Source organism: Shewanella zhuhaiensis (genome assembly GCF_022484835.1).
Taxonomy (GTDB): Bacteria; Pseudomonadota; Gammaproteobacteria; order Enterobacterales; family Shewanellaceae; genus Shewanella; species Shewanella khirikhana.
Genome location: NZ_JAKUDL010000001.1, coordinates 285247 through 304327, shown reverse-complemented (window position 1 = coordinate 304327; position 19081 = coordinate 285247). Strand labels below are relative to the sequence as shown.

Genomic DNA, 19081 nt, shown 5'->3' with positions numbered 1-19081 from the left:
TCAGAAATTTATACCCATAAAGAGGTATATGCTAATGAGTTTGGAATCCATCATCACGGCTAAGTATGGTTCAGGGTTCCAAAATTAAGCAAAACTTGATTCACATCAAATTATTAACACTTGTTTTTCAGCGATGTAATGAATCAGGGCGCTTTATTGATCGAGATCAGAAAAGCCTAAAGCTGCGAGGAGTAATTTAGCTGTGACTTCACAGGAAAGAGGATTTCAATCATGGCGTTTTGGCTAGATCTGATGTTTGGTAACCCTATAGGGTTAATGTCCATGATTGTTATTTTCACCACAATCGGAATCGTTTCCTACATCACGTGGATGCTGTTTGTGAAGTCTGCAAAGCCTTAGTTTTTTGCTTTCAATGTTCTTAACTGTGCATGTTTCAAGAGTGAATTAGGGGGCCTGATGGCCCCCCTTTTTTGTGTCTGATTTTTGACGTTTGGCTGCGGTGTACACAATGTCTGCGCACCTTCCTTGGCTGGTTCAATCAAGCTGAGGCGTAGCTCAGCTTCATCGTCCAGGCTTGCCTGCGCTCGCTTAAGCCGCCCGCTGTGGCGGTTTACGGTGTGAAACCACGCTGCTGGCAAACCCCGGACGCGCCTTGATAAGGTTTTGCATATCTTCCTGGCTAAGCTCGCCATTGGGCAGCCTGAGCACGCTGCGGTTCAGATACACCCGCGCCAGCATGCTTATCTTGTAATCTGCAGTAGAGCCTTGAATAGCATAGTGTTTGATGTTTCCCAAACACTCGAGAATATTGGTATCGACCAGGCTGCGAACCGCCAGTTCATCCACTGGCAGGGTGAGAATGGTTTTGCCCTGCAGGAAGAATTCACGCAGCAAGGCGCGCTCGGCCGGGTCCAGCAGCTGCACCTTGTGTTCAATGATTTCCTTTTTCCGCTTGGTACCTAAATAGCCGATGGCCTCATCAAGCAGAAAGTTCGCCAGCAAGGCGACAAAAAAGGCAATGGAAACAATCAGTCCCAATCCCACAAATGCGGAATTGGTAGCAGCCCAGGCATCCAGATGCAGCAGCGCCAGCCAGTCAGCCGGTGCAAACTTCAGCGAGGCAGAGGCTATCAGCAACCACAACATGGCCCTGAATCCCCACTCTTTGGCCGATAACCCTTTTAGCGACTCCCAATTTGGCTTGTACATGGCAAACCCCGTCCGTCAGAAAATTGAACACAGACGCTAACAAGCAAATTGAATGCCACAGTGAAAATGCAAGATAAGTCCAGAAAATCTGTGTTTTTTTCGCATCCCAACTATGCTTATACATAATCAACGGCAGGCCAGGATACAAAGGGACAAATGCTGGGTTTCTCTCGCCAGGCGGTAAGCAGCAAAATCGGTCGAAAACTGATGATTTCCATCGTGCTGTTCAGTTCGCTGATCACCCTGATCACCACTGGCTACCAACTTTACAACGACTATAACGGCGATTTGCACCGCATCGACCGGGCATTTTCCAATATCGAAAAGGTCAGCCTGGATGTGCTGGCTGCCAGCATTTGGGTTATCGACGAGCGCCTTATCAACACCCAACTCGAGGGCCTGATTCAACTGCCCGACATCACTTACATTTCCATCGACGATGACAGCGGCCAGCACTGGAGTCGCGGCAGTCCCATCGATAAGAACATCATCGAAAAGGTATTTTCCCTCAATTACAACTCGGGCACCGAAAGCATCTCCGTGGGTAAGCTGACGATTCAGGCGGATTTGAACGAGGTCTACCAGCGCCTGTACGACAAAGCCATTGTTATTCTGCTGTCCAACGCCATTAAAACCTTTCTGGTGGCGGGGATGATCCTCATTCTGGTGTGGATAAACATTACCCGTCACCTCAATACCCTGGCCAGCTACTGCCAGAACATAGACGTCGAGAAAGACTACAACCCACTTATCTTCAATAAGCGCGGCTCACAAAACGAGTTTGATCAGGTGGCCCTGGCCATCAATGAGATGCAGGAGCAGTTGCACCGCTCCTTCGGCGCCCTGAAACGCTCCAAATCCGAGCTGCAAAATGCCCTCGAAGACAGAGAACGCTTGTTGGAGCTGGAACGCTCCTACAAGGACGAGCTGGCAAAACAGGTAAAAGAGCGGACCATAGAGCTGGAGCAGTCGCTGATGATCTTAAAGCGCGCTCAGGAAGCCCTGGTCGAGCAAGAGAAAATGGCGGCGCTGGGGGGGCTGGTGTCAGGGGTTGCCCACGAAATCAACACCCCCATAGGTATTTGCCTTACCGCAGCCAGCGCCCAGCTTGCGCATATCGACGAGCTGGTAAAGCTCATCCACAGCGAAGATGCCACCCTGGAAGAAATCAATGCCATTTTGGAAGAGTACCAGCAAAGCTGCGAACTGATTGTCAGCAACATTACCCGTGCCAGCAATTTAATTCAGAAATTCAAGACCATTGCTGCCGAGCAAAGCCACGAGGCCCACGAAGACATTCATATTCCGCAGATGTGCCGTGACATTTATGACGCAACTCAAGTGATTTACGCCCCCATGGCGGCCACCATGGAGCTGGATGTGAGTGGGGATTTGCAGGTTGAAACCAACTACAGTTTGCTCAATCAGATCCTGAGTAACCTGATGTCCAATATCTATGCCCACGCCTTCAGTCCGGATCGCGACAACCGCTTCCGGGTGGAAGCCTATCTGGAAAACCGGCTGCTGGTCGTGCGTTTTGAAGATAACGGCAAGGGGGTCAGCCCTGAAGTAGCCGAGCACATGTTCGAACCCTTCTATACCACCAGCCGCTCCAAAGGCGGTACCGGGCTTGGTTTGTCGGCCGCCTTTAATGCGGCGACGCTGCTCAAGGGCAGTGTGAGATACGAAGGTAAGTCATCGCTGGGCGGTGCCACCTTCGTGCTCAGCATTCCCATCAAACTCGATGATTCTCAGGGCGGTACGCCACCGCCCGAAGGCTATCAATACACTATCTAACCTATCCGGACTGAGACAAGCGCTTACTGCTGAGCCAGTTGGCGCAGCTTGCTCAGCACCCGGCTGACCGCCATAAAGCCAAAGGTGCCGGTGACCACGGTTACGGCACCAAATCCTGACGAGCAATCCATCCGCATACTGCCGCCGCCCTCGGGCTTGGTGGCACAAACTTCGCCATCGTTGCCGGGATAAGTTAATGGCTCGGTGGAAAACACCGCTTCAATGGCAAACTTGCGCTCGAGGTTACGGGAGAAGTTGTATTCGCGGCGCAATATGTTCCGCACCTTGGCCAGCAGTGGGTCCTGAATAGTGCGTGATAAGTCGGTAACCTGAATTTTGGATGGGTCCATCTGTCCACCGGCACCGCCAATGGTCACAATGCGGATTTTATTGCGCTTACACCAGGCGATCAGCGCCGCCTTGGGTTTTACCGCATCGATACAGTCCACCACATAGTCGATACTGCCATCACGGGGCAGGTACTCGCCGAGGTTGTCGGTGGTGAGGAAGTCTTCAAGCTCATTGACCTGGCATTCGGGGTTTATCTCACGGATACGCTCTGCCATCACCGCCACTTTTGACTGGCCGACCGTGCCTGCCAGCGCATGGATCTGGCGATTGGTGTTGGTTACGCAAATATCATCGAGATCCATCAGACTGATTTGACCAATACCGCTGCGGGCCAGCGATTCTGCCACCCAGGTGCCAACGCCGCCAATCCCCACCACCATGACATGCGCCTGATGGAAACGGGTCAGCGCCTTTTGGCCATAAAGCCTGCCGATGCCGCCAAAGCGGTTCAAATACGCCTCTGAAAGTTGCTGTTCCACCCTGTTACCCCGTGCCGTAAAAAACGCCGCATTCTAGCCTAAAGCGCCACGGGCATAAAGCCTGCCATGGCGCCGGCGCCCCCGGATACAAGCCTTTGCGCCTGTAGCCGAACTGTTGCCGCTGTCATCTGTGGGATCCAGCTTGGCACCGCCACAGTTACTGCGCAATGAGCCTATTGTTTTATCCAAGTAAAACAAAATGATAGAACAAAGCCCCTTTTAACTCGATGTGACCCTGATCACAATCAAAGCCATTTTGCCCTGCCAAACTGCCGCCGGTTCTAAGGAAGGTGCAAATACCGCCATGGCGCGGTGGGCTTTGGTTTCACCCAGTGCCTGCACAGCCGTTATTTGTCCCTTCCCGAAGTTAACGGGTGCCCAAAATCGCACCCTGGAGCATCTTATTCAATGCAAGGAACACACCTATGAAAAAATCCGTTCTGGCTATGGCCATCGCTTCTTCAACCGCCCTGTCTTCTTTCGGCGCGCTGGCCGAAGGTCCTGATTTTTACGGCCGCGTAGACCTGGCCCTGACCAACTCCAACAACGGTTACGCGACCCAAAACCAAAAGGACGGCACCGTATTTGAGAACAACTTCTCCTGGTTGGGTGTTAAGGGTTCTGAAGCGCTGAGCGACAACATCGCGGTGATCTATCAGATGGAGTTCGGTGTTAACAACTTCGACAACTCAGGCGATACCTTCAACGCCCGTAACACCTACGTGGGTCTGCAAACCCTGGCCGGTACCGCACTGGTTGGCCGTAACGATACCGTGTTCAAGCAGTCTGAAGGTGGTTTCGACCTGTTTGGCAACACCAACGCCGATATCGACCTGCTGGCCGCCGGTCAGAGCCGTCTGGGTGATGGCATCACTTATTACTCACCCAAGATTGCCAACATCCTGACCCTGAATGCCACCTACGTGATGTCCGACAACTACAGCGAAGGCAGCTGGTACAACCCAGGCGAAAACGATGAGTGGAACAGCAACAACTACGCCCTGTCTGCCACCCTGGGTGACAAAGCGCTGAAGGCGCAAAACTATTATGTTGCCGCCGCCTACAACGACGGCCTGGACGGCATCAAAGCTTACCGCGGTGTGGCACAGGTGAAGTTTGGCGAGCTGCTGCTGGGCGCCCTGTATCAGAACTCTGAGCATGTGGCCGACCGTTACAGCAACCTCGAAGGCGACACCTGGTTTATCAACGCCGGTTACAAGCTGGGCAATACCACCCTTAAAGCCGCCTACGGCCAGGATGACTCGGGTCTGGGTAAATATGTGGGCCGCTTCGTTGGCGATACCCAAAGCGGTATGGAAGATGTGAGCGATGTGGATCTGAAACAATACACTGTGGGTGCCGATCATCGCCTGAGCAAGAATACTCTGGTTTATGGCCATTACACCCGCTTTGACGGCGATATGTCCCTTGGCGGTGCAAAAGTGGATCTGAGTGACGATGTGGTGACCCTGGGTCTGCGCGTTGACTTCTGATTTTTAAACACCAAATCAACGATAAGAAGCGGCCTTCGGGCCGCTTCTTTTTTGTGCAGAAAAGATGTCAGTTTTATTGCAGATACATTAAGCACTGCTAAAGTTAGATGACATTACACGGAATTTTTATGCCTTTTTAGGTATGCAATACCGTGTTTTTACAGGATTTAAGCATAAAGTGTGGCCAACGAGGGACTCAGTCACAAAATTGTCTTAAATCCTTCAAAGGAGGCCCAAAACTTTGATCCACTCCACAACTTGCAATCGACAAACCTGTAAAAATCGACGGCAACTTTGTTACGCGCCTTCACAGCCGTAGCAAAAATAGAGGAAAACAATTTAATAACCATAAAAATGGATTAGAACTTCGGTTCTAGGGAGCATGAAAAAATGAAGAAGACCCTTATCTCTGCATCAGTTGCATCGGTAATGGCCCTGGCATCATTCGGCGCGCTGGCCGAAGGTCCCCAGTTCTATGGCCGTATCGATCTCGCTGTAACCAACTCAGATGCCAGCTCCACCCTGCAGGGCGGCACCAACGGCGTGACTGTTGGCGAAAGCGGCACCTACTTTGAAAACAACTTCTCTCACCTGGGTGTGAAAGGTTCTGAAAACATCAGCTCTGGTATCGATATCGTTTACCAACTGGAATTCCAGGTGGAAAACACCTCTTCCAAGGGCGACACTTTCAAGCCACGTAACTCATTCCTGGGTATCAAGACCGCTGCCGGTACTGTACTGGTAGGTCGTAACGACACCGTATTCAAGCAGTCTGAAGGCGGCATCGACCTGTTCGGCAACACCAACGCGGATATCGACCGCATGCTGGCTGGCCAAACCCGTAGCGCCGACGGTATCTGGTACTACTCTCCAGTGATTGCTGACCTTATCACCTTCAACGCCACCTACCTGATGGAAGACAACAACAACAGCGACGACGCTCAGTACGCGCTGTCTGTGACTGTAGGTGACAAGAAGCTGAAAAAGCAAAACTTCTACCTGGCCGGTGCTTACAACAAAGGCATCAGCAATGTTGACGCTTACCGCGCCGTAGCTCAGGTTAAACTGGGCGAGTTCAAGATTGGTGGTCTGTTCCAGAACACTGAGAAAGTGGACAGCGGTAACGACAACAACACTTACTTCGTGAACGTGGCTTACAACCTTAACGGTGTAAACCTGAAAGCCGAATATGGTAAAGACGAAGCTGGTCTGGGCAAATACTACTCTTCTCTGAAGGGTGCCGATCCTGCAACTGACGTGAGCGTAACCAACATCACCGTGGGTGCTGACTACCGTGTAGCCAAGTCCACCCTGCTGTACGGCCACTATGCCATGTACGAAGGTGACCATGTGGTTGGCGGTACCAAGGTTGATCTGAAAGATGACAACGTGTTCACCGTAGGTGTTCGCTACGACTTCTAATCACCCTTGAGGTGACAGTAAAAGGCGGCCAGAGGTCGCCTTTTTTATTGCCTTTTTTCAGGTGCTTGCCGCCTCAAAAAGCGGCGGATTTCCACCCAGGGCGCGCTCTGTTTCAGGCGGCATTCCACCCACCTAAACCGCACGCCAAGCTATAACATTTCAGAAACATCTTAATAACCATCCACTTAATTAACGGTGCGCCAGTTGGCCTATAACTTGCCTTATCAGTGCGCTCGTAGAGCAGAGGAAACAAGACAATAAACAGACCTTTAGGGAGACCCTATGAACAAGACCCTCATCTCAGCCAGCCTGCTTGGGCTTGGCGTATTCAGCGCTGCGGCCTTTGCCGAAGGCCCCGCTTTTTATGGCCGTATCGACCTTGCAGTCACCAATTCTGACGCCAGTTCAACCCTGCAAAGCGGCACCAATGGAGTGACGGTTGGCGAAAGTGGCACCTACTTCGAAAACAACTTCTCCCACCTGGGGGTAAAGGGCAGCGAGAACATCAGCAGCGGCCTGGATATCATTTACCAACTGGAATTTCAGGTAGAAAACACCTCCTCCAAGGGCGATACCTTCAAGCCGCGTAACTCCTTCCTGGGGATCAAAACCGCCGCCGGTACCCTGCTGGTTGGCCGTAACGATACCGTGTTCAAGCAATCTGAAGGGGGCATAGACCTCTTTGGCAATACCAACGCCGATATGGATCGCCTGCTGGCCGGTCAGACCCGCAGCGCCGATGGTATCTGGTACCACTCGCCGGTGATTGCCGACCTCATTACCTTCAACGCCACCTACCTGATGGAAGACAACAACGGCAGCGACGATGCCCAGTACGCACTGTCGGTTACCCTGGGTGACAAGAAGCTGAAAAAGCAGAACTTCTACCTTGCTGGTGCCTATAACAAGGGCATCAGCAATGTCGATGCCTACCGCGCAGTGGCGCAGGTTAAGCTGGGTGAATTCAAGCTCGGCGGCCTGTTCCAGAACACTGAAAGTGCCAGCGGCGGCGATGACAACAACACCTATCTGCTGAATGTGGCCTATAACCTGAACGGCGTAAACCTGAAGGCCGAATACGGCAAAGATGAGGCCGGATTTGGTAAGTATTACAAATCGTTAAGCGGTACTACCGGTACTGATATCAGCGTCACCAACATCACCGTGGGTGCCGATTATCGGGTGGCCAAATCCACCCTGCTCTATGGTCACTACGCCATGTATGAAGGCGACCATGTGGTGGCAGGCAGCAAGGTCGATTTGCAGGACGATAACGTCTTCTCGGTCGGCGTGCGTTACGATTTCTGATAGCTCAGAGCTCATCTGAAAAAGGCGACCCAAGGTCGCCTTTTATTTTCTGCAAACTATTCGCCTATTTTCGCACCAGCAAGAAGGCCGCTTCATTCAGCCAGGGCACTTCCTTTTTAACAAAGCGGGGGTTTTCCGCCAGCACGTCCTGACATTCAAGCGGCGTCACCTCGAACCAAGGGCCGAGATGGGTTTGCACCCAGTCAGGTGATACGGCAAACGGCGGGCCACTCAGGGCTTCCTGGGGATAATCCAGGGTAACCAGCAAACCGCGGGCGCCGGAAGGGATTAGTGCGGCGAGCTTTTTGGCATAATCGATACGCATCTCGGCAGGCCAGGCGATAAGCGCAGCCCTGTCGTAAAAGCCCTCACACCCGGCCACCAGCTCTTCAGGCAGGGTGAAAAAGTCCCCCTGCACCAGCTCAATACCCTTGGCGCTGTGATGCACATGCTCAGCTCGGGTTTCGATATGGGCCTCAGTTCCGGCCGTTTCGAAAAACTGCTGCACCGCCAGCGCGGAGAGCTCACAGCCCAGCACCTCATGGCCCTGAGCGGCGATAAATTCCATATCCAATGACTTGCCGCACAGGGGCACAAACACCTTGCTGCCCTGTGGCAAATTCAATTGCTGCCAATGCCTTACAAGAAATGGGTTAATGTCGGCCTGATGAAAGCCAATCTGCTGCAATTGCCACTTATCGTGCCAAAATCCGGGCTCCATAGTCGTCCCCTAAGATGAAAAAGACGACTTACTCTAACGGCAAAGCCCGGGGGATGCAAAAGCCAGCCAAGGCAAAAGGTACATCAGTGCTCAGGCGTTCCCCAGCACCTCGTTCACCTCTCGAAGCCACAGGCAGTTTTCGCACTGACACTTGCGCCGGGTCAGGTGGTAAGGCGACAGATTAGAGTCAACAAAGTCCACCGCAATCAGCAGCTGCTGTTTCAGTTGCTCCTCGGTCTTCTCTTCCAGGGTCACCAGTTCGTCGTTGTGGTTCATCCACACGCATTCCATGCCCTGATGGCAATGAATGCAGCGCTCATCGACACTGTTGTAGAAGCCCGCGTGGGGACAGTGCCTCAGCTCCATCGACTGAATGATACGCCGCCTGGCAAAATCAAATAACTCGATGAGTTTCTCTTTGTTCTGGGCTGTCATATCGCCCTCCTTGTCGGCCGTTTGACGACACTCAATAAAAGTATGGAAGTTAAAAACAGAGTAGCGAGAAGTGAATGGCGCAGGATTGATTTCAATCAAAATGGCAGGCAAAAAACTTGGGTAGGTACGGGGTAAACTCCTTGCCTGAGACACAACGATATGGCTTAAATGAAAGATTGGATACAGTAACGGGGAAGTCCTTGTCCGCCCATACGCCGCAGCTGCAACACTTTTACATTTCTGAAGAACAATCCATCTACCTGCTCAAGGCCGACGATGCCCGCAAGCACAAGGCCTGGGTGCGTTTGTGTAAGCAGCAGTTGTCAAAACTCGGCTACCGCGACATCGACTTTATCGGCAAGGGGGCTTATGGCTTTGTGTTTGCCGGCGTCAACGAGGCCGGTGACGCCCACGTGTTCAAGTTCTCCCGCATAACCCTGCCACAGCACATTCAGGATCGCCTCGAAGAAGAGGCCTTTATGCTGTCCCACTGCCGCCATCCCAATGTACCGCCGCTGGTGAAGTTCGAACGGGTAGGCAAACAGGGAATTCTGGTGATGGCGCGGGCCCCGGGGGAAGAACTGGAGCAGCTGTGCCGTAAACGTGGCGCCCTGCCGGTGCCCATGATTATGAGCATCGCCCGGCAACTGGCGGATTTATTGGTGTATTTGCGCACCGGTCGGCCGCTGGTGCATGGGGATATCAAACCCTCGAATCTGGTGTTCGATGAGGCCACCGGCCACCTGTCGCTGATTGACTGGGGCTCGGCGGTATTTGCCCAGCGCGACGAACATGGCCGCCCGGTGGAAGAGCACGTGATGAACCTGCTCTCCAGCGACCAGCAGCACACCAATGCCCGCATGGGTGACGTCTACTTTATCGGGGACGAGCAATTAAACGGTGCCCTCTCCACTCCCCGTTTCGACGAGCAAGGGGTGGCAGCAACCCTGTACGCGCTGGCGTCAGGGCAGGCGAGTCGCTTCGGCTCTCGGGTTATCCCACCCACCAGCATAGGCCTGCCGCTGGAGCTTGCCCGCACCCTGGAAGCCATGCTGAGTGAAGATCCGAACGTCCGCAATCGCGGCGGCGACTACTTCCTTCGCAGCATGCGCCACAGCCACCGTTTGCTGCTGCCGGATATCCCCAGACCCGAAGCCATGGCCGAAATCCCTGTGTGGGTGCAAAGCCGCGGTAAAGAGGTGGATACTGTTACTTACAGCTCGCGCAAATCCTTCCTGCGGGAGCACAACGCAGAAGAGCCCATTGCCCGGGTAGACGATGTGCAGCTCGACAAGTACTACCGCAACTTCCTCGCCGGCATGGGCGACACAGAGAAAGGCTTTATCGCCGCTGTGGGCCGCCTGGGGCAGTATCCCATCGTGGGTGGGCTGGCGATTCACTGGCAGCAGGAAGGGGTGTTTATCGACTCCAACCTGGCGCTGCACGATGCCGGGCTCAAGCAGGCGCTGGTGCAGGCGGTGAACAATATGGTGCTGATGGCCCGTGGCATTACCCGGCTGGGTACCTTTAAGGCCTGCTTCTTTAATGCCAGGGATACTCTGCACATCAGCAGACACCCCGACACCGGCGCCTTTGCCGCCAGCGCCGATCAGCAATTGCCGTTTGAAGTAGGCGACGTACCCATGCTGGAAGACAAGTCCCGGCTGCACTCTTACTTTGAAGACGGAAAAGATCCGGACGAAAACCTGGAACTGCCCAGCGAGATCATGACCGAGCTTGGCTGGATAAACCAAATTCACCACACCGGCTGCATCATTTTTGAATCCCAGGGTGGGCACCTAAAAATTCACAGCTACCTTAAGCTGCTCAACCCCCGCAAACAGGCTGCATTTCGTGCCAGCCTCGATCGTATCCTGCACCACGTGGACAAAATTCAGGGCAGCGGCGTCTCAGGCTTTATGAAACTACCCTACAAAAACACCCGCCGCTTTGAGCGTATTACCCGCAAACCCGATGATTTTTATCCAAAGGATCCGCGGATGCTTCAGGAGTAACCAAAACAAACCCCGCTAAGGCGGGGTTTGTTATTTCCAGACGTAAGATGCCTTTGGAAAGGAGCGAATAAGTCCCGTGCTTGCTCTGCGTGAGCTTACAGTGGATAGCTGCAAGGCACAGTTCGCACCTTCCTTAGCGTTTCGGTTGCTCGTCATCATCCTGGGGCGACTTGGTGTCGCTGCTATTGAGACGCTTACTGCCATCCACAGGCTCGTCTTTACGCTCGAAGTCGCCTTCAAAGGTGTTGCCACCAAAGGGATTCTGACTGCCAAAAGGGTTCTGGCCACCGAAAGGGTTTTGGCCATTGGCGCCAAAACCACCATTGCCCATCACCTTGAATTGCATGCGCTTTTGCACCAATGCCGCCAACGGCTTGCGGGTAATGGGTGTCAGCAACAACAGGCCGATAAAGTCGGTTACAAAGCCCGGGATCAGCAACAGCACCCCGGCCATGGCCAGCATCATGCCTTCCACCAGCTCGCCGGTGGGCGCTTCGCCGCGGGCCATTTTCTGCTGTGCCTGCATCAGGGTAGACAGTCCCTGGCTTCGCACCAGCGATACCCCCACCACGGCGGTGAAGATAACCAGTGCCACTGTGGTCAAACTGCCGAGGGCTTCTCCTACCCGGATAAGCACCGACAGCTCAACCACGGGTATGACGATAAATACCAATAATAAAACAAAAAACATCTCGCCCTCGCGCGCTGAAGAAGGGACAAACCGGCCGGGCATTCGCGCCCGCTGACCGTGTTCCCTTGCTTGGGTTGTGCAATATAAATGGGGGTTGTCCGGTCAAAGTTCAAGCCCGCAAGCCTGGCTTAGGGTAGAAACAACCGGTATCACTATTTCAGCTTTCTCTTAATGCAAGCCTCGGTTAAAACACGTAAAGTGTTTGCCAGCTTCACCCCTGAGGTCCTTTGCTGCTGAATGCTGTGCCAAGGCACGGTTTCAAGATTAACAAAGCCGCCTTAAGGGAGGTTTAAACCTTGGGAGAGATCATGGCCACGCCCATGGAAGACTATATCCTGATCATGACCAGCTGTCCCTCACGGGAAGTCGGTCTTGAGATTGCAAACCATTTGGTGACCGGCAAACTGGCCGCCTGCGTGCAGCTTGGCAGCCCAATCACCTCTGTCTACCCATGGCAGGGGAAAGTGTGTGAAGACAAGGAGTATCCCTTGTTTATCAAAACGAAACAGGCGCTGTATGCCGAGGTGGAAGCGCAAATCCTGACGCAGCATCCCTACGAGCTGCCTGAGATTATCGCCTTGCCCATAACTCAGGGACTCCCCGGCTATTTGAACTGGATTAAAGACAACACCCAATGATGAAAAAAATCACCACCCTGCTGCTGAGCACCCTGTTATTGCTCGCGCCTACGGCCTTTGCCGACGACCTGTTTGGCAAAAAGTTTGATTTTCTGAAGGGCGAACCCGAATTGATGCCGGTGGATCAGGCCTTTGTGTTTGATGCCAGTCAGCAAGACAATAAGGTCACTCTGTCATTTGTGATTGCCGATGGCTATTACCTGTACCGCGACAAGCTTAAGTTTGAGCTTGAAAACGGCGAGCTGGGTGATATCGCCCTGCCCAAGGGCAAGATGCACGAAGACGAGTACTTCGGCAAACAGGAGGTGTATTACACCTTCGTTGAACTGCCTGCGGCCCTCAAAGCAGCAGGCGATAATGCCAAACTCACAGTCACCTTTATGGGCTGCGCCGAAGGCAAACTCTGCTTCCCGCCCACCAAGGTCAGCACAGATATAAAGCCGGTGGCCGACAATGACGGCAAGCTGGATATGGCAGGCAGCGCGCCTGCCGCCAATGCCTCCCAGCCGCAATCCTCAGGGCCGCTGACCCAGCAGGACAGCCTGGCGCAAATGCTGACCGAGGGGAATCTCGGTTGGACCTTGCTGATTTTCTTCGGCCTTGGCATTGGTCTGGCGCTCACTCCCTGCGTCTTCCCCATGTACCCGATTTTGTCGGGCATTATCGTCGGTCAGGGTGAAAAGCTCTCTACCGGCCGCGCCTTTACCCTGTCCATGGCTTATGTGCAGGGTATGGCCATTACCTACTCGCTGCTGGGGCTGGTAGTTGCATCTGCCGGTATGAAATACCAGGCAGCGCTGCAACACCCCGTGGTGTTGATTGGCCTGGCTATCCTGTTCTTTATCCTCAGTTTGTCCATGTTTGGTCTGTACGACCTCAAGCTGCCCTCCTCCTGGCAGGAGAAGATGAACAGCCTGTCCAACAACCAAAAAGGCGGCAACCTCACCGGCGTCTTTATGATGGGGGTTATCTCGGGTCTGGTGGCATCGCCCTGCACTACTGCACCTTTGTCCGGCGCGCTGGTGTATGTGGCCCAGAGTGGCGACCTGCTGATGGGCTTTGCCGCCCTGTACGTGCTCAGCATGGGCATGGGTCTGCCACTGCTGCTGATGGGCACCTCCGGTGGCAAGCTGTTGCCAAGGGCCGGCGCCTGGATGGAAATCATCAAGACCATCTTCGGTTTCCTGCTGATTGCCGTGTCTGTAATGATGATTGGCCGGATCTGGCCGGGCATGGTGTCGGATCTGCTATGGGCCCTGTGGGGCGTGGCGCTGGCGGGCTACCTGCTGCATCAGAACAAGAAGACCGAGTTCAACTGGAAGCAAACCGTACGTTCGGTGCTGTTGATGCTGGGTCTGCTGGCGGCGTTCTCCTACGGTTTCCAGGCGGTGATGGGTGGCCTTGGCTATCAAATGCCCACCAATAAGGCGCAGCAAGCCAAGGAGGGGGTTGAGTTCAAACGCATCAAGTCAGTGGAAGACCTCAATGCCGAACTCGCCATCGCCCGTCTGGAAGGCAAGTTTGTGATGCTGGATCTCTACGCCGACTGGTGTGTGGCCTGTAAGGAATTCGAGCACATCACCTTCCCGGATCCGGAAGTGAAAAAGCGCCTCGACAACATGGTGCTGCTGCAAGCCGATGTCACCAAATCCGATGCTGTGGATGTGACCCTGCTGGAAACCTACGGTGTGCTGGGTCTGCCTACCCTGCTGCTGTTTGATCCACAAAGCGGCCTCAGGGATGATCTGCGGGTAACCGGCTTTATGTCGCCCAAGGAATTTGCTGCTCATCTGGATCTGCTGAACCAGCACTGATAGCAAAAATCCATCCCATAGAAAGGCAAAGATTTCATTGAAGTCTTTGCCTTTTTCATTTTTTATTAAATATTCTGCTGTAAACTAAGCTGTTTAACTCGCAATACCCAAGTCTGCCAACGCCATAAAGGAGCATCATGGAACCGGCCATCCTCGTCATCACCCTCGCCTGCGGCCTGCTGGTCAACCGCGTCGGTCTGCCGCCTCTCATCGGATATCTGGTCGCCGGATTTGTGCTGTTTATGTTCGGCATTGAAGAATCAAGCCTGCCAATGCTGCAGCAATTTGCCGATCTGGGTGTGACCCTGCTGCTGTTTGCCATTGGCCTGAAACTCGATTTACGCAGCCTGTTCAAGGCCGAAGTCTGGGCCGGTGCCAGTTTGCATCTGCTGGGCACCATGCTGTTTTTGGTGCCAGTACTCAAACTGCTGGGCATTCTGGGGCTCAGTCAGCTCACAGATTTAAGCTTTAACCAACTGACCCTGCTGGCCTTTGCGCTCGGCTTCTCCTCCACCGTGTTTGCGGTCAAGGTGCTGGAAGACAAGGGCGATATGCAGACCCTCTACGGCCGGGTCGCCATCGGTATCCTGATTATGCAGGACATCTTCGCCGTGGCCTTCCTCACGGCCTCCAAGGGCGAAGTACCATCCATCTGGGCGCTGTCACTCTTATTGCTGCCGTTGGCGCGGCCACTGATTTACCGCGCTTTTGACCGGGTCGGTCATGGCGAACTGCTGGTGCTGTTTGGCCTGGTAATGGCATTGGTAATGGGCGCCTGGCTGTTTGAGGCCGTGGGCCTTAAACCCGACCTTGGCGCCCTGATTGTCGGTGTGCTGCTGGCAGGACACCCCAAGGCATCCGAGCTTGCCAAATCGCTGTTTTACTTTAAAGAACTCTTCCTGGTGGCCTTCTTCCTCACCATAGGTCTCAACGGCTTGCCGACCCTGGAAGACGTGGCACTGGCGGGACTTTTGGTGGCACTGCTGCCCTTTAAGATCGCCCTGTTTGTGATGCTGCTGACCCGCTTCAAGCTGCGCTCGCGCACCTCGATGCTGGCCTCGTTCAACCTGGGTAACTACAGTGAATTCGGTCTGATTGTGGCCGCCGTGGCCGCCTCCAAAGGCTGGCTGCCGTCACAGTGGCTTATCATCATCGCGGTGGCGCTCAGCTTAAGCTTCCTGATTGCGGCGCCGCTGAACAACCTCGTGGGCAAGATTTACCAGAAGTACCAGCAGCCACTGAAACGCATGGAGCGTCCACCACTGCACCCCGAGGACAGACCCATTCCCATTGGCAACCCACGCTTTTTGATTTTGGGTATGGGCCGTATCGGCTCCGGTGCCTACGATGAACTGGCCGCGCGCTTTGACGGCGAGATCCTCGGCATCGAGCACAAGCAGGAACTGGTGGAGTTCCACCGTTCTGAAGGACGCAACGTAGTGCAGGGCGACGCCTCGGATACCGACTTCTGGGAAAAGCTCGACCGCGCCCCCAATCTGGAACTGGTGCTGCTGGCAATGCCGCACCACACGGGTAACCTGTTTGCGGTTGAGCAGCTCAAGAAACAGGATTATCAGGGCAAGATCAGCGCCATTGTTCAGTATGCGGAACATACCGAATCCCTCAGGGAGTGTGGCGTCCACAGCGTCTACAATCTGTATGAAGCGGCGGGTGCCGGTTTTGTGGATCATGTGGCCAATGAACTCATGCCCTCCTCGGCAAAAACCGCCGAGGCCAACGCCTGATAAAAACGCCGCGAAATCGCGGCGTTTTCTTTGTTCGCGTCACGCAAAAATCTCAGTTTGCCACCTCCTTCAGACATGATATAACGGAGAAAAGCCCCCGCCGTCAGAGGGGCGTCCGGTTATCAGTGGGATCAGTGAGCATGTCGAACCCTGCGCAGCGCGCCACCAAGCTGTTTGTCCAAACCTTCGGAACCAAGGCCGACGCCTGCTATCAGGCGCCGGGGCGGGTCAATCTTATCGGTGAACACACCGACTACAACGACGGCTTTGTACTGCCGGCTGCCATTAATTTTCATACAGTTATCGCGGTAAAGCGCCGTGATGACCACAAATTTCGGGTGATCACCGAAGCCTTTGCCGGCGAGCTTGGCGAGTGGAGCTTTGGCGAAGAAGGCGAAGTGACCGCCGGTGGCGACTGGGTTAACTACCTTAAGAGCTTTACCCAGGCGCTGGGCCACGCAGGTCTTAAGCCCAAGGGACTGGATTTGGCCGTGGTCAGTTCTGTGCCCATGGGCGCAGGACTCTCCTCTTCAGGCGCCCTGGAAATTGCCTTTGGCACCGCGATTAACGACACCAGCCAACTGCACCTCTCCCCCATGGCCATCGCCCAGTTGGCACAGCGCGGCGAAAGCCGATTCCAGGGGTATGCCTGCGGCATCATGGATCATATGACCAGTGCCCTTGGCGAAGCCGACTCGGCGCTGTTGATTGACTGTCTGGATCTGGATGTTGAGGCCGTGCTGATCCCGGACGATCTGAGCCTGATGATAGTGCACTCGCCACTGGATCCCAAACTGCTGGACGACACCTACCGCCAACGCGCCGAAGAGTGCCGCGCTGCCGCAGACTATTTCGGACTGGATTCCCTTCGGGATCTTGAACCCCATGATCTGGACGCCGCCCAAGGCACCCTCGACGCCACCCTGCACAAGCGGGTACGCCATGTGCTCAGTGAAAACGCCCGCACCCAAAGCGCTGGCCGCGCCCTGAAACGGGGCGATGTGGCACGTCTGTCGGAGCTGATGGCGCAGTCCCATGCTTCACTGCGGGACGATTTTGAGCTGATGGTGCCCGAAATCGAAACCCTGGTGCAGGTGATTGCCAAAGCCGTAGGTTCTCGCGGCGGCGTGCGCATGACCGACGCCTGCAGCGTGGTGGCACTGGTGGAACACGACCTGACCGATGCCGTTATTCAGGCCGTGGAATCCGAATACCCCAAATTGACCGGGCTGGAACCCATGCTCTACATGTGCGCCGCCAGTGGTGGTGCCGGACGCATCGACAACTAGGCAAATACACCCCGCCATGGCCGCACGCCTGTGTGGCATCTGTGTTGCCGTTTGTGCCGTCAAAGCATACGAATGCAGTCGCTGTTGCCCTCCCGGACTTTCGTTTATAGTGCGTTGAAATTAAATGAATAAGGAAGGCAATTCATGGTGCGTCATACGGTACTTGACCCCTGGCAGGATCCCAGGGGCGGCGAGATTGAGCGGGTACGGCTGGACAATGGCCAACTGGCCATTGAGGTACTGAGCCTGGGCGGTATTATCCGCTCTCTGTGGACCCCCGATCGCCATGGCGAACGCGCCAACATAGTACTTGGCTGCGACAGCGCCGAAGACTACCTCACCCAGCAGGCCCATTTGGGTGCCATTGCCGGGCGTTTTGCCAACCGCATCGCCAAAGGCAAACTCGACTATCAGGGCCAGCAAATCCAGCTTGATGTGAACCAGTCAGGTAACTGCCTGCATGGCGGCCACGAAGGCTTCAACCGCAAGAACTGGGATCTTGGTCTGCTGCCCGATGGAGTGCGCCTGAGCCTTAAGAGCCCTGATGGCGACATGGGCTTTCCCGGCAATTGCTCGGTACAACTCGATTACCGCCTGGTGGGCAACAACCTGTTTGTGGAGATCATGGCCGCCACCGACAAGGCCTGCCCGGTGAGCCTGACTCAGCACAGCTATTTCAATCTCGATGGCCAGGCCGACTGCGCCAGCCACAGGGTTGCCATGCATGCCAACAGCTATCTGGAAATGGACCCAACCGGTATACCCACCGGCGTCTACCCGGTCGAAGGCACGGCGCTGGATCTGCGTCAGCTGGATAACCTTGGCAGCCGTCGCAGCCATAGCGCGCTGGCTGCCACCCAGGGGTTTGACCATTGCTACCTGCTTGGCAATAACGGTGAGCTGACGCTTGCCGCAACCCTGGCATCGCTATTGTCTGGGCGCCAGTTACAGCTTTATACCAACCAGCCGGGCATCCAGCTGTATGGCGCCAACTTCCTCGGCGGCGAAACTGGCCGTGGCGGCAAAATCTATGGTCGCTATCAGGGGGTATGTCTGGAGCCACAACTGATCCCGGACTCGCCCAATCAGCCCATTTTGGGCAAAGGCTGGCTGCAGCCGGGTGAGATCTATCATCACATCAGCCGTTATCAGTTTGATATTACGGAATAAAAGACAGGCTCTGCAAAGAGCCGGGGAAAGGCAATAAGTCCGCGTCGGCCCGATTGGGCCGACTGCGCTACCGCAAGGCGGTGTTAATCGTCGAAATCGTCTGACCAGTCGTCGCTGAAATCGTCGCTGCTGCTGCCACCACCGCTCAAATCTTCATATTCAGGCTCAGCTTCGGCCTTGGCTTTACGGGCCGGGGCTGGAGTGTCCTTCATATTATTCAGATTGATCCGTGACTGCTGCTTGTCCAAAAAGTCCGAACGCGCCGCTTTCCACTCGCTGCCAAATTTGCCTTCTGCGGCCTTGAGGGCTGCGTCATCCAGCTCGTGCAGGTTGGGCTTCACTATGTCCTCTACGTACTCAACGATGGCTTTACGTTCAGTGTTATAGAGATAGATACGTCCAGCCGAGGCTTCGGGCAACTGGTTGTCGTGGATGACGATGGCGGTTCCACGGGACGTCTTTAACTCACCCCACCAAACCTGTTTCTTCGCCGTGTTATACATATATGCCAATACCTTTTAATCAACACATACACTAAGAGTT

Annotated in this window: 17 protein-coding genes; 11 read left to right on the top strand and 6 right to left on the bottom strand. The window is 54.5% G+C overall.

Annotated features, from left to right (window positions below):
* The first annotated feature begins 231 nt into the window (after positions 1-231).
* On the top strand, positions 232-360 hold the full coding sequence (locus tag MJ923_RS01285) for a DUF3149 domain-containing protein (RefSeq protein ID WP_240589568.1): 129 nt from the start codon (positions 232-234) through the stop codon (positions 358-360).
* Positions 361-549: 189 nt separating this feature from the next.
* On the opposite strand, the gene MJ923_RS01280 is transcribed toward MJ923_RS01285, so the two are convergent.
* Positions 550-1170, bottom strand: a complete 621-nt coding sequence (locus MJ923_RS01280) for a superinfection exclusion B family protein (RefSeq protein WP_240589567.1) — start codon at positions 1168-1170, stop codon at positions 550-552.
* A gap of 156 nt (positions 1171-1326) precedes the next feature.
* Between MJ923_RS01280 and MJ923_RS01275 the strand changes: the two genes are divergently transcribed.
* Positions 1327-2967 carry a sensor histidine kinase gene (locus MJ923_RS01275; protein ID WP_240589566.1) on the top strand — a complete coding sequence of 547 codons (1641 nt, stop codon included), beginning with the start codon at positions 1327-1329 and terminating at the stop codon, positions 2965-2967.
* A gap of 23 nt (positions 2968-2990) precedes the next feature.
* Here the strand turns inward: MJ923_RS01275 and tcdA are convergent, their stop codons facing one another.
* A complete protein-coding gene (tcdA, locus tag MJ923_RS01270) occupies positions 2991-3797 on the bottom strand; it encodes a tRNA cyclic N6-threonylcarbamoyladenosine(37) synthase TcdA (RefSeq protein ID WP_240589565.1) in 807 nt (268 codons plus the stop codon).
* 425 nt (positions 3798-4222) lie between these two features.
* Here tcdA and MJ923_RS01265 point away from each other — a divergent pair, with 425 nt between their 5' ends.
* From MJ923_RS01265 to MJ923_RS01255, 3 genes are all read left to right on the top strand, one after another.
* Positions 4223-5290: a porin gene (locus MJ923_RS01265; RefSeq protein WP_240589564.1), complete on the top strand. Its 1068-nt coding sequence runs from the start codon at positions 4223-4225 to the stop codon at positions 5288-5290.
* Between the two features lie 390 nt (positions 5291-5680).
* Entirely contained in the window at positions 5681-6712 is a 1032-nt protein-coding gene (locus MJ923_RS01260) for a porin (protein ID WP_240589563.1), read from the top strand.
* A gap of 282 nt (positions 6713-6994) precedes the next feature.
* Entirely contained in the window at positions 6995-8020 is a 1026-nt protein-coding gene (locus MJ923_RS01255) for a porin (RefSeq protein WP_240589562.1), read from the top strand.
* Positions 8021-8084: 64 nt separating this feature from the next.
* Here the strand turns inward: MJ923_RS01255 and MJ923_RS01250 are convergent, their stop codons facing one another.
* Positions 8085-8741 carry a thiopurine S-methyltransferase gene (locus MJ923_RS01250; RefSeq protein WP_126165723.1) on the bottom strand — a complete coding sequence of 219 codons (657 nt, stop codon included), beginning with the start codon at positions 8739-8741 and terminating at the stop codon, positions 8085-8087.
* A gap of 90 nt (positions 8742-8831) precedes the next feature.
* Positions 8832-9176 carry a hypothetical protein gene (locus MJ923_RS01245; protein WP_240589561.1) on the bottom strand — a complete coding sequence of 115 codons (345 nt, stop codon included), beginning with the start codon at positions 9174-9176 and terminating at the stop codon, positions 8832-8834.
* 200 nt (positions 9177-9376) lie between these two features.
* Here MJ923_RS01245 and MJ923_RS01240 point away from each other — a divergent pair, with 200 nt between their 5' ends.
* Positions 9377-11191: a protein kinase domain-containing protein gene (locus MJ923_RS01240; protein WP_126165721.1), complete on the top strand. Its 1815-nt coding sequence runs from the start codon at positions 9377-9379 to the stop codon at positions 11189-11191.
* 133 nt (positions 11192-11324) lie between these two features.
* On the opposite strand, the gene MJ923_RS01235 is transcribed toward MJ923_RS01240, so the two are convergent.
* Positions 11325-11882, bottom strand: coding sequence for an FxsA family protein (locus MJ923_RS01235; protein ID WP_240589560.1), 558 nt, complete (start codon positions 11880-11882; stop codon positions 11325-11327).
* A gap of 308 nt (positions 11883-12190) precedes the next feature.
* On the opposite strand from MJ923_RS01235, the gene cutA reads away from it, so the two are divergent.
* The 5 genes from cutA to MJ923_RS01210 all read left to right on the top strand — a co-directional run bounded on the left by cutA (position 12191) and on the right by MJ923_RS01210 (position 18538).
* Positions 12191-12520 (top strand): divalent-cation tolerance protein CutA, encoded by a 330-nt coding sequence (cutA, locus tag MJ923_RS01230; protein WP_126165719.1) that lies wholly within the window; start codon positions 12191-12193, stop codon positions 12518-12520.
* The gene (locus MJ923_RS01225) at positions 12520-14334 is read left to right on the top strand and encodes a protein-disulfide reductase DsbD (protein WP_240590223.1); all 1815 of its coding nucleotides are present in this window, start codon (positions 12520-12522) and stop codon (positions 14332-14334) included. The genes cutA and MJ923_RS01225 overlap by 1 nt, the downstream gene beginning before the upstream one ends.
* A gap of 137 nt (positions 14335-14471) precedes the next feature.
* Positions 14472-16079: a cation:proton antiporter family protein gene (locus MJ923_RS01220; RefSeq protein WP_240589559.1), complete on the top strand. Its 1608-nt coding sequence runs from the start codon at positions 14472-14474 to the stop codon at positions 16077-16079.
* A 140-nt stretch (positions 16080-16219) separates the two neighbouring features.
* On the top strand, positions 16220-17368 hold the full coding sequence (gene galK / locus MJ923_RS01215) for a galactokinase (protein ID WP_240589558.1): 1149 nt from the start codon (positions 16220-16222) through the stop codon (positions 17366-17368).
* A gap of 144 nt (positions 17369-17512) precedes the next feature.
* Positions 17513-18538, top strand: a complete 1026-nt coding sequence (locus tag MJ923_RS01210; RefSeq protein WP_240589557.1) for an aldose epimerase family protein — start codon at positions 17513-17515, stop codon at positions 18536-18538.
* Between the two features lie 83 nt (positions 18539-18621).
* Here the strand turns inward: MJ923_RS01210 and MJ923_RS01205 are convergent, their stop codons facing one another.
* Positions 18622-19041: a hypothetical protein gene (locus tag MJ923_RS01205; RefSeq protein ID WP_126165716.1), complete on the bottom strand. Its 420-nt coding sequence runs from the start codon at positions 19039-19041 to the stop codon at positions 18622-18624.
* Positions 19042-19081 lie beyond the last annotated feature (40 nt).

What these genes read in the sequence shown, in the direction of transcription:
- MJ923_RS01285 (WP_240589568.1), top strand. Translation starts at nt 232, where the DNA reads ATGGCGTTTTGGCTAGATCTGATGTTTGGTAACCCTATAGGGTTAATG.
- MJ923_RS01280 (WP_240589567.1), bottom strand. Translation starts at nt 1,170, where the DNA reads ATGTACAAGCCAAATTGGGAGTCGCTAAAAGGGTTATCGGCCAAAGAG.
- MJ923_RS01275 (WP_240589566.1), top strand. Translation starts at nt 1,327, where the DNA reads ATGCTGGGTTTCTCTCGCCAGGCGGTAAGCAGCAAAATCGGTCGAAAA.
- MJ923_RS01265 (WP_240589564.1), top strand. Translation starts at nt 4,223, where the DNA reads ATGAAAAAATCCGTTCTGGCTATGGCCATCGCTTCTTCAACCGCCCTG.
- MJ923_RS01260 (WP_240589563.1), top strand. Translation starts at nt 5,681, where the DNA reads ATGAAGAAGACCCTTATCTCTGCATCAGTTGCATCGGTAATGGCCCTG.
- MJ923_RS01255 (WP_240589562.1), top strand. Translation starts at nt 6,995, where the DNA reads ATGAACAAGACCCTCATCTCAGCCAGCCTGCTTGGGCTTGGCGTATTC.
- MJ923_RS01250 (WP_126165723.1), bottom strand. Translation starts at nt 8,741, where the DNA reads ATGGAGCCCGGATTTTGGCACGATAAGTGGCAATTGCAGCAGATTGGC.
- MJ923_RS01245 (WP_240589561.1), bottom strand. Translation starts at nt 9,176, where the DNA reads ATGACAGCCCAGAACAAAGAGAAACTCATCGAGTTATTTGATTTTGCC.
- MJ923_RS01235 (WP_240589560.1), bottom strand. Translation starts at nt 11,882, where the DNA reads ATGTTTTTTGTTTTATTATTGGTATTTATCGTCATACCCGTGGTTGAG.
- cutA (WP_126165719.1), top strand. Translation starts at nt 12,191, where the DNA reads ATGGCCACGCCCATGGAAGACTATATCCTGATCATGACCAGCTGTCCC.
- MJ923_RS01225 (WP_240590223.1), top strand. Translation starts at nt 12,520, where the DNA reads ATGAAAAAAATCACCACCCTGCTGCTGAGCACCCTGTTATTGCTCGCG.
- MJ923_RS01220 (WP_240589559.1), top strand. Translation starts at nt 14,472, where the DNA reads ATGGAACCGGCCATCCTCGTCATCACCCTCGCCTGCGGCCTGCTGGTC.
- galK (WP_240589558.1), top strand. Translation starts at nt 16,220, where the DNA reads ATGTCGAACCCTGCGCAGCGCGCCACCAAGCTGTTTGTCCAAACCTTC.
- MJ923_RS01210 (WP_240589557.1), top strand. Translation starts at nt 17,513, where the DNA reads ATGGTGCGTCATACGGTACTTGACCCCTGGCAGGATCCCAGGGGCGGC.
- MJ923_RS01205 (WP_126165716.1), bottom strand. Translation starts at nt 19,041, where the DNA reads ATGTATAACACGGCGAAGAAACAGGTTTGGTGGGGTGAGTTAAAGACG.